8 protein-coding genes and 1 pseudogene are annotated in these 9,228 nt (G+C 66.3%); 7 read left to right on the top strand and 2 right to left on the bottom strand.

Annotation, left to right across the window (positions count from 1 at the left end; genetic code table 11):
• Nucleotides 1–506 precede the first annotated feature (506 nt).
• The 4 genes and pseudogenes from IEY55_RS30995 to IEY55_RS30980 all read left to right on the top strand — a co-directional run bounded on the left by IEY55_RS30995 (nt 507) and on the right by IEY55_RS30980 (nt 4,618).
• A pseudogene (locus IEY55_RS30995) lies at nt 507–1,704 on the top strand (IS110 family RNA-guided transposase).
• A 329-nt stretch (nt 1,705–2,033) separates the two neighbouring features.
• Nucleotides 2,034–3,269, top strand: a complete 1,236-nt coding sequence (locus tag IEY55_RS30990) for a cytochrome P450 (RefSeq protein WP_189062146.1) — start codon at nt 2,034–2,036, stop codon at nt 3,267–3,269.
• Between the two features lie 559 nt (nt 3,270–3,828).
• Complete coding sequence (locus IEY55_RS30985) at nt 3,829–4,017, top strand: hypothetical protein (RefSeq protein ID WP_189062145.1); 189 nt, start codon at nt 3,829–3,831, stop codon at nt 4,015–4,017.
• Nucleotides 4,018–4,042: 25 nt separating this feature from the next.
• On the top strand, nt 4,043–4,618 hold the full coding sequence (locus tag IEY55_RS30980; protein WP_229686932.1) for an O-methyltransferase: 576 nt from the start codon (nt 4,043–4,045) through the stop codon (nt 4,616–4,618).
• Nucleotides 4,619–5,125: 507 nt separating this feature from the next.
• Here the strand turns inward: IEY55_RS30980 and IEY55_RS32410 are convergent.
• Nucleotides 5,126–6,076: an IS701 family transposase gene (locus IEY55_RS32410; RefSeq protein WP_229686931.1), complete on the bottom strand. Its 951-nt coding sequence runs from the start codon at nt 6,074–6,076 to the stop codon at nt 5,126–5,128.
• A gap of 86 nt (nt 6,077–6,162) precedes the next feature.
• A complete protein-coding gene (locus IEY55_RS30970; RefSeq protein WP_189062143.1) occupies nt 6,163–6,462 on the bottom strand; it encodes a hypothetical protein in 300 nt (99 codons plus the stop codon).
• A gap of 381 nt (nt 6,463–6,843) precedes the next feature.
• Here IEY55_RS30970 and IEY55_RS30965 point away from each other — a divergent pair, with 381 nt between their 5' ends.
• The 3 genes from IEY55_RS30965 to IEY55_RS30955 all read left to right on the top strand — a co-directional run bounded on the left by IEY55_RS30965 (nt 6,844) and on the right by IEY55_RS30955 (nt 8,846).
• Entirely contained in the window at nt 6,844–7,704 is an 861-nt protein-coding gene (locus IEY55_RS30965) for a thioesterase II family protein (protein ID WP_229686930.1), read from the top strand.
• A gap of 642 nt (nt 7,705–8,346) precedes the next feature.
• Nucleotides 8,347–8,619, top strand: a complete 273-nt coding sequence (locus tag IEY55_RS33180) for a methyltransferase domain-containing protein (protein ID WP_189062142.1) — start codon at nt 8,347–8,349, stop codon at nt 8,617–8,619.
• On the top strand, nt 8,604–8,846 hold the full coding sequence (locus tag IEY55_RS30955) for an aromatic-ring hydroxylase C-terminal domain-containing protein (protein ID WP_189062141.1): 243 nt from the start codon (nt 8,604–8,606) through the stop codon (nt 8,844–8,846). The genes IEY55_RS33180 and IEY55_RS30955 overlap by 16 nt, the downstream gene beginning before the upstream one ends.
• Nucleotides 8,847–9,228 lie beyond the last annotated feature (382 nt).

The following is a 9,228-nucleotide window of genomic DNA, read 5'->3' as shown; positions in this document are numbered from 1 at the left end:
CCGAGCCACACCAACCCGACAACACCCCAGCCGCCGCTTGACAACCGACATAGAGACACCCCCCCCGCATGGTGGTGGAGCAGTAGGCACAGAGAACCGGAGGTGGGCAAGCGGGTAAGGAAGAAGTCATCACAGGGGTGGCCACTGGCAATAGCGGACGCGATCTACGGGACGGCCTGGCCGCACCAACAACTGGCCCACCCCACGCTACGATGTGCACACAGTCTGCAAACCAGATACCACGAAACAACGAACGAAGAGGTCCACGCCCCCGAGGTTACCTTTTTCGTGGCCTTGGTTCAGAGGATCTGGTCGCCAGGTCCGGCATGACTGATGCCCCCAGTCGCACGCATGATCCGGGGGGTGGTGTCACCGGGCCGGGTGGCATCGGCGGACTCGCTGATAGGGACACGGCCGCCCTGCGGGGTAGGTCTCGTCGCAGGCGTGGCTGCCGGCTGCCGATGCCTGATCGGCGACCAGCCCGACGAGTACGAAAGACACCGCCTGTGACCAGTAAGTACGGCGTGTTCCTGGGCTTGGATGTCGGCAGGGGTGACCACCACGCCCTCGGCCTGGACCCCCAGGGGAAACGGCTGTATGACGCCCCGTTGCCCAACAGCGAACCCACGCTGCGGGAACTGTTCGGCACGCTCGCCGCCCACGGTCGGGTGCTGGTTGTGGTGGACCAGCCGGCCACGATCGGGGCGCTGCCGGTGGCGGTGGCCCGGTCCTGTGGGCATGACGTGGCCTACCTGCCCGGGCTGGCGATGCGCCGTATCGCCGACCTCTACCCGGGCACGGCCAAGACTGATGCCCGCGACGCCTTCGTGATCGCGGATGCGGCCCGCACCCTACCCCATGCGCTGTGCCGGGTGGATGTCGGTGACGAGGCCCTGGCCGAGTTGGAGGTGCTGGTCGGCTTCGACGACGACCTCGCGGCCGAGGCCACTCGCCTGACCAACCGTATCCGCGGGCTGCTCACCGGAATCCACCCCGCCCTGGAACGCGTCCTGGGACCCAAGATCACCCACCCGGCGGTGCTGGAGATCCTGTCCCGCTGTGGTGGACCAGCCGGCATCACCAAGGCCGGACGCCGCAAACTGCGCTCGATCGCCGCAGCCCACGCTCCCCGCATGGGCGAACGCCTGGTGGAGAACATTCTTGCCGCGCTGACCGAACAGACGGTGGTGGTCCCTGGCACGACCGCGGCGAACACGGTACTGCCACGATTGGCGTATAGCTTGAAAACCGTGCTCCAGCAACGGAAAACTGTCGCCGATGAGGTTGGGGGAGATCCTCGATGCACACCCTCTTGCCCCGGCAGCGCGGGTCCTGACGTCGATGCCCGGCATCGGGGTCAGGACCGCCGCCCGCATCCTGCTCGAAGTCGGCGACGCCTCCGGCTTCACCTCCTCCGCCCACCTCGCGGCCTACGCCGGCATCGCCCCCGCTCCGGCACCAGCATCCGCGGCGAACACCCCGCCCGCTCCGGCAACCGCAAACTCAAACGCGCCTTCTTCCTCGCCGCCTTCGCCGCCCTCGCAGACCCCACCAGCCGCGCCTACTACCAGCGAAAACGCGACGAAGGTAAGGAAACACAACGCCGCGTTGATCTGCCTGGCCCGCCGCCGCTGCGACGTCATCTACGCCATGCTCCGCGACGAAGCCCTCTACCGGGCGGCCGGCACCCCTCACGCGGCTTGACAACCCTATAGGGACACCCCCCGCACACACCGCAAGAGTTGAAGACCAAGTTCGTATAATCGCCAACGGCTCCATTCAGCAAATCGGCTACAGAACGCCCAGCGAAGTGCGCGCCGAGTAGCTGAACACACACGCGCTATAGAGATCATCACAAGCGACTGTCCAGAGGACGCGGGGCACCCCAGGTGAACCAAGTAGGCTCCAAGAGCGCGTCAAGTTCGTCTGAACAGAATGTGGGACGACAGCACACACTCGGCGCCCCGTACGGGACCCGACACCCACCACCGTGCGGGGCACGCCGCACCCGCACCCGAAGGGAAGGATCGAGTATGTCGACTGCCACCCACACCGCATCGTCCTTGTCGGATCTGCCGTTTCTGGACATCACCGCGCCAGGGTTCACCTGGGAATCGGAGGAGGTCGCCGCGACGCGGGAGCAGTGCTGGATCGCCCGCACACCGGTGGGGCTGCTGGTGTTGCGGTACGCCGAGGCCGAGGAACTGTCCCGCGATCCCCGGCTGATCTCGGGCTTCCGAGGCGTCGTGGAGCTGGTCGGGCCCAAAGACGGGCTGGCGCGCGACTTTATGCGCGACTTCATGCAGAGCCTGGACGGTCCGGATCACCGTCGCCTGCGCGGGCTGGTGACCCGCGCGTTCACCCCACGCAGGATCAACGAGCTGCAGCCGTTCGTCCAAGCCACCGTGGAGCATCTGGCCGGGCGGCTGCCCACCGCGGGGGTGTATGACTTTGTGGAGGCGTTCGCCGATCCGCTGCCGGTAGCGGTGGTGTGCCGGCTGCTCGGTGTCCCGTCTCAGGATTACGACACCGTTGGCCGCTGGTGCAAGGACATCAACCTGGTGGTGGCGCTCAGCGCCGACCATAGCCTGCTTCCCCGCGTAGAGGAGGCCCTGGAGGGAGTGTACGGCTACCTCGAGACCGTGTTCCACCAGCGGAGGGTGAACCCGGGCAGCGACCTGCTCTCTGACCTTGTCCGCGCCCAACAACAGGACGGTGCCCTCGACGACGAGGAGCTCCGCACCCTGGTCGTGACCCTGCTGGTCGCGGGCTACCAGACCACGAGCCACCAGCTGAGCCACGCCATGGTGGCCTTCGCCGCGCATCCCGAGCAGTGGGTGCTGCTGCGGGAGCGGCCCGAGCTGGCCACCCAAGCGGTCGAAGAAGTCCTGCGCTGGTCCCCCACGACGACAGTGGTGGCCACCAAGGCGGCTGTCGAGGACTTCGACTTCCAAGGCGTGCACTTCCCCGCCGGAACCCCCGTCTGGCTGTGCGCGCATTCGGCGCAGCGGGACCCCCGGGTGTTCGCCGACGGCGATACCTTCGACATTACCGTCGAGCGTGACGCATCTCCGCTGGCCTTCGGCGGTGGCCCGCACTACTGCCTGGGCGCGGCGCTGGCTCGCATGGAACTCGCCGAGGCCCTCACTGTGCTGCCCTCCCGCCTGGGCCCACCCCAGATCGCCGGCCCGATCACCTGGCGGCCCGAGCTCGGAGTCAGCGGGCCGGACATCCTGCCGCTGCGCTTCGACGGCGCGACCCCTGCTTAACTTGCCTTTGGGCGGGGCTGTCTGGTTGGCGGTGGATCGCCTGGAGACGGCAGGTTGGCTGGGTTGACCTGCCAGGAAGAGGAACCACATGATCAACGAGGGCCGTGCCCGCCCTTCAACCAGGCCAAATAACTTTGCCGACCCCCTGCGGAGGTGGGGTGGCTTCGTTCTCCGAGAACGCTTCTACCGTTGGGAGAGGGCTACCGGAAGACCTTCACGGGGGTGTCGAGGCGTCACGGCTGATCTTCCCCTTCCTTGTGGAGGATTACGTCGTCGAACCGGTGCCCGAAGGATCTCGTCTGACATGGCGTTTCGCCGCCGAGGTGCGACCGGGATGAGGACCTTTCGGACGAGGGTTCGACCGGCTGTTGGCCAGGAAATGATCGCGTGCGCCATGGGTTGAGCGCACGACGCCGAACCAGTTAGCCGTTGCTTCGAGTTGGTTCCAAGTCATCGCCACGTTCTGAGTGGATATTGGCCGCAAAAGTCAGGCCACACCACCACCTCTGCTGTTGTGATCAGGAAATTTGTCTCGCTTATATGAGGAAAAGGACGTGAAATGTGTGGAATCGCCGGTTGGGTGTCCTTCCAGCGTGACCTGACCAGCCAGCGCGAGGTGCTGGAGGCCATGACCGCGACCCAGGAGTGCCGTGGTCCGGACTCCTCGGGAGTCTGGCTGGCTCCGTATGCGGGGTTGGGGCGTCGGCGGCTGGCGGTCATCGACGTCGAGGATGGGTGCAGCCGATGACGGTGGAGGCCCCGGAGGGCACGGCGTGAACGACGAACCCACCCGCATCCCTGAACTCGTGCGCCGCGCCCAGTTCGCGGCGCACGAGGCCGAGTTCGCCATGTCCTGCAAGGACCGCACCGGGGCGCTGCTGGCAACACTGGCCGCGAGCAAACCCGGCGGCCTGCTCCTCGAACTCGGCACCGGCACTGGGGTAGGTACTGCGTGGTTGCTCTCGGGCATGACCACCGACGCGCACCTCATCACAGTCGAGGCCGATCCGGCGACCGCGATGCTCGCCCGCGGCACCCTCGGCGCCGATCCGCGGGTGTCGCTGGTGGTCGCCGATGCCGAAAGCTGGCTGGACACCTACACCGGCCCCGGCGTCGATCTGGTGTTCGTCGATTGCCGGCCCGACAGGTTCCGCCGCCGCGCTGACCTGCTGGGCCACCTCAACCCCGGTGGCCTCTACATCGGCGACGACCTTCTCCCGGAACCCACGTGGCCGGACGACCACGAGCCCAGGGTGGAGAAGTTCCTCGCCGAGATCATCGACGAACCCAACCTGGTGGTCACGCTCATGACGTGGTCCAGTGGGCTCGTCGTCGCCGCCCGCACCTAACCCCTAGCGGTAGTTTGTTAAGGCGGGAGGTACAGGTTCAGGGACTGTCCTTTCGCGGCTGCGTCGAGAAGCGCCTGTAACTCCACTGGTGGGGGCGTGGCCGACCACGCTCGCCAGCAGCGTTGCAGCAGTCTGGCGGGGGTCAGCCAGCCGCGGACCCGACGCAGCGCGCGAGGCCAGCAGGGCGGCGGCCGTCTTCTGTCCGGTGTGGACCGTGTGGCAGCTCCCCCTCTCTCGCCACTGTCGGCGGTTCGATCGCTGGGCAGCGGCGGGCCGCCCGGGCGGACACGGTGGCGCTCCCGGCTCGGGATCGGCGAACCAGGATGCCCAGCAGAAGGAGAAGGCACAGTGGACCAGGGTCTGGTGGCGGCGGATCGCCGTGTCGGAGCGGACCTGGAAATCGGCCCAGCCCAACTCGTCGTTGACCTGCTTGTAGCTCTGCTCGATCCAGTTCCGGATACCGTAGATCCTCCGATCTCGGCCAGATCAGCGGCCCGATGCCGACTCTCACTCTCCCGGGGCCCACCGGGGCGGGGTAGGTCGGTGGCCAGATACCAGGTGGAATGCTCCGGCAGGGTGGCCGGGTCGGTGGTCGCCACCACCAGCCGGGTCATCCCGTCCGGACCCCACCAGCCCAACACCGCGTCCGCGGCCCACCAGGTCTGGGTGTGCCCGTCCCGGTACCGGCGGACGACCTTGCGCCACGCCCCGGGTCGCCGTGGCCCACCCCACGGTAGGGCGCGGGCGGCATCGACAGGGGTGTGTGCTTCGTCCTGGTAGGCCCTGGTGCCCCGTTGTGGCTTGGGCGCCATCACGAACGGCAGCCCCGCGGCACTCACCACGGAAGCCGTCGTGGTCGCCGTAGGCGCAGTCGGCCACCACCGCCCGGAAGGCGATGCCAGCCGTGCGCGCCTGACACGCCAGGGCGGCGCCCATCGTCAGCTTGGTGCGAAAACCCGGATCGGTCTTGCCCTTCGGGAAGTGGTGCGCCGGGGTGTAGGGCACCGCGTGCAGCGGGTAATACAGGTTCTCATCGGCCCACAGCGTGGTCACGGTGACGATCCCCCGGTCGGTCTTGCCGTGGCGGCCCAGCCACTGACTGCCCACATGCGCCGTCTTCGTGCCGTCTTTACGGTCCCCGGAATCATCCACCACCAACACCCCGCCCTCGTGCGGGGCCGTGGCCGGGTCCGAGCACAGCAACTCCAGACGCCGATCATCGACCCGCTCGTGGTCCCACCGCGACTCCGACAGGAAGAACTGCAACCGCTGCACCGCCGCATGCTGCGCCCCCACCACCGGCTCAGCCCCGGCCAGCCAGGTCAACGTCTTATTCCGCTCCCGCGGGGCCAACAACCCGCTCAGGTACTCCCGAAACCCTCGCCGCTGCGCCAGCGACGCAAACACCTCATCGAACCGGACCGCGTAGTCCTCCAACGGCCCGGCGCCGGCGGACACACACGACGCACAGTCATGATCCACATCCCCACACACGGGCCACGGAACTTCCTGCATCTTCGGCCTACTGCAGGTCAAACCCACTGTCAACAAACTACCGCTAGGTCAGTGCGAATGGCCAGGCGGAAGCCGGAGAACCACTCGCCATGAGCAGCGTCGTGACCGAACCGGGCCACCAGCCCGTGCGGACCGACCCAGATGTGTGCGCCGCGCACCCGGCTGGGGTGCGTGACTGGCAGGGCGGAGGTGTCGATCTGCTGCCAGGCATCCATGAGCACGGCCTGCATCAGGGGGTGGCGCAGGTGTTCGAAGGCGCCCCACAGCCAGCACGCGCCGGTTGAACTCGCTTTGGTGCGGCAGACAGGGAAACAGGTCGGGCCAGTCACGGGCGACCTCGGCCAGGAAGCCGGAGACTCGCTGCCCCGGCCGAGGATGTGTCGCACCAGGGCGATCGTGAGCACCTCCGCGTCGCTGCAGGCCGGACGTGGTCCCGGCCGAGTGGGGATCACGATCGCCCCGTCGGTGATGGCGTCATCGATGAGCACAGACGTGGACGAACAATTCGGCAACCGGCAGCATGTGCCCTGGCCTTCGTGGTGAGGATCAAGCGTCAGCACCTTCGTTCATCTGTCACGAAGGCCCTCCCACGTCAAGATCAATCCACATAACGCGCCTTAGCGAATAAGTCCGATAGGGTGGCTTTGGTTCCGTCAGGGCGTCGCGGGCTCGAGAGCTTTCGGCGGGTGGGCGATCGTCAGCACCGGGCCGTGGTCGAGCTGGCGTGTCCTGCCCACAAGAAGAAATCCAGACGAGGACAAGACCTGCCCGGCACGCTGGCTCCCAGCTACCGCATCACGGGAGGGACGCCTGTGGGGAGTATCAGCGCGGACGATGGCCTGTGGTTCCGGCGTTATCACACGTCAGGCGAGGATGGGCTGCAGCTGGTGTGTTTTCCGCACGCCGGTGGCTCGGCAAGCTTCTTCCGTCCACTGTCGGGAGCACTCTCGCCGATGGTCGAGGTACTCGCCGTGCAGTACCCGGGCCGTCAGGACCGACGGGCGGAACGGCGCTTGGAGAACATTTCCGAACTGGCGGACGCGACGTTCGATGCACTCACCTCCCGGCTCGATCGCCCGACAGCGCTGTTCGGCCACAGCATGGGCGCGGTGTTGGCCTTTGAGGTGGCCAACAGGATGGAGCACCGCAAGGGCACGGTTCCGGTGCGTCTGTTCGCCTCGGGAAGGCGTGCACCGTCAAGGTACGTCGAGGAAAACGTTCACCAACGTGACGACGAAGCCCTGGTGGCGGAACTGCGGAACCTGAGTGGCACGGACACGAGATTGCTGGACGACGAGGAAGTTCGTCACATGATCCTTCCGGTTCTCCGTAGCGACTACAAGGCGGTCGAGACCTACTGTTGTCCTCCGGACCGGAGCGTGGGATGTCCGATCACGGTCCTCGTCGGTGACGCCGACCCACGGGTTGCACGCAAGGATGCGGAAGCCTGGGCCGAACACACCGCAGCCGGGCTCGACCTGCACATTTTCTCCGGTGGTCATTTCTACCTTGGTACGGCTTGGTCCGAGGTCTGTCAAGTGATCACGGCGGGCCTCGGGCCCCGTCGCTGACCAGCGATGTCGGATCCCACGACGCGCTTGCGGCGGCAGACGGATCGGTTGACGTACATGGTTCGCGCACACGATCGAGGAGACACCTGAGTCGCATTGGTCCCACCGCCCAGGTCGGAACTAAGTCCGGGCCAAGTGCCGGGTGAGACGGTGGCCCAGGCGTAGGAATTGGGACTTCCGATGGCCTGGAGCCTCTCGTGACGGTTCTTGCCGGTCGAATTCGGCCACCACACGGTGTGGCGGGCACCCATGCGGTACCGGTACACCGCTGGCTCGCGCTGATCGACCGTCAACCTGACGTTCAGCCGACGTCCAGGCAAACCCGGATGGCGTCAGCCGCGATGAGCACTCGAGACCAGGTGGACGGCTCGGCACATGGCCCTCGAACCCTTGCTGGACCTCGCCAAGCAGACCGCCGGCTCTCCGCAGCGCAACCTCGTGGTCCAGTCCGCTTCGCACCAGCCCCTTGCTCTGTCGCCCACGGATCCTCGTCTCGAACGCAACCGGATGCACGGAATGACGTCGCGCACCGAGTCGATCAACATGCCGAGAGGGTGGAAAACCAATGGTAGTCGATAATGAGGTCTACAACCAGCCGAACAGCTGGCGGGACGACGACCACCCCTTTGCAGTCCTGCACGCGTGCACTCCGGTGCGTTCGGCTACTTCAGCAACATTCTCACTGGCCGTCTCGATCTCAACCTTACCAACCTCCGTGTACTCGACGTCGGCTGTGGAGGTGGCCTGTTCGCTGAGGAATTCGCTCGGGCCGGCTGCCAGGTGACCGGAGTGGACCCCTCCGGGAACTCCCTGGACGTGGCGTGCGCACACGCGCGTGAGTCGGGCCTGAGAATTCATTACGAGCAGGGTATCGCCGAGAAGCTACCCTTTCCGAGTGGGTGGCGACCGAGCTGACCGGAGTCGACATCACCGTTCGCGACATCGGCAACCGTGCCGAACTCCGTGACGTCTATGGCCAATGGGCTCGGCTTCGTGAGGTTGAGGACAGTGGTTGCGTTCTGGTGCGGCCCGATCACCACGTCGCCTGGCGTGCGGCCACGGTAGCGCACGCGAACGAGCTTCCGAGTGTGGTCGCGCAGGTACTGGGGACAACCGTGTCCCCTCCGTGCGCGGCGCTGTGACCTCGGATGTGTTGCCGTGTCGGCGGGTGAGGTCGACCGGTGGGCAGTACCGGCGTCGGAAAGCTGGTCACCTCTGCTGCCGGGTGTGACCAGTGAGGGCAGGGCCGGAGCAAACCGTGCCCATGGCTTTCGTACCAGCCAACGGCGGCGCGTGCGCTACCGTGACGTGCTTCCCGCGGGACGGGACCAACCATAGTACCACATACTGATCAATAGAGTCAGTCTGGTCTTCCCGGGATCACAGTAGTGCTCCGTGATGAGTTTCCCGATTCTGCCCGGCTCCTTATCAATCTCTGCGGTCAGTGGTCCCACGTGGTTAAGAGCGTGTCTCACTTGGTAGATCGTTGAGGTGGGGTAGATGATCTCCACTCGTGGACGATCT

The sequence above is a fragment of the Longimycelium tulufanense genome (assembly GCF_014645795.1).
GTDB classification, from domain to species: Bacteria; Actinomycetota; Actinomycetes; order Mycobacteriales; family Pseudonocardiaceae; genus Longimycelium; species Longimycelium tulufanense.
The sequence above is the reverse complement of the archived record's forward strand: the minus strand, read 5'-3'. Positions and strand labels throughout refer to the sequence as shown.

What these genes read in the sequence shown, in the direction of transcription:
- IEY55_RS30990 (WP_189062146.1), top strand. Translation starts at nt 2,034, where the DNA reads ATGTCGACTGCCACCCACACCGCATCGTCCTTGTCGGATCTGCCGTTT.
- IEY55_RS30985 (WP_189062145.1), top strand. Translation starts at nt 3,829, where the DNA reads ATGTGTGGAATCGCCGGTTGGGTGTCCTTCCAGCGTGACCTGACCAGC.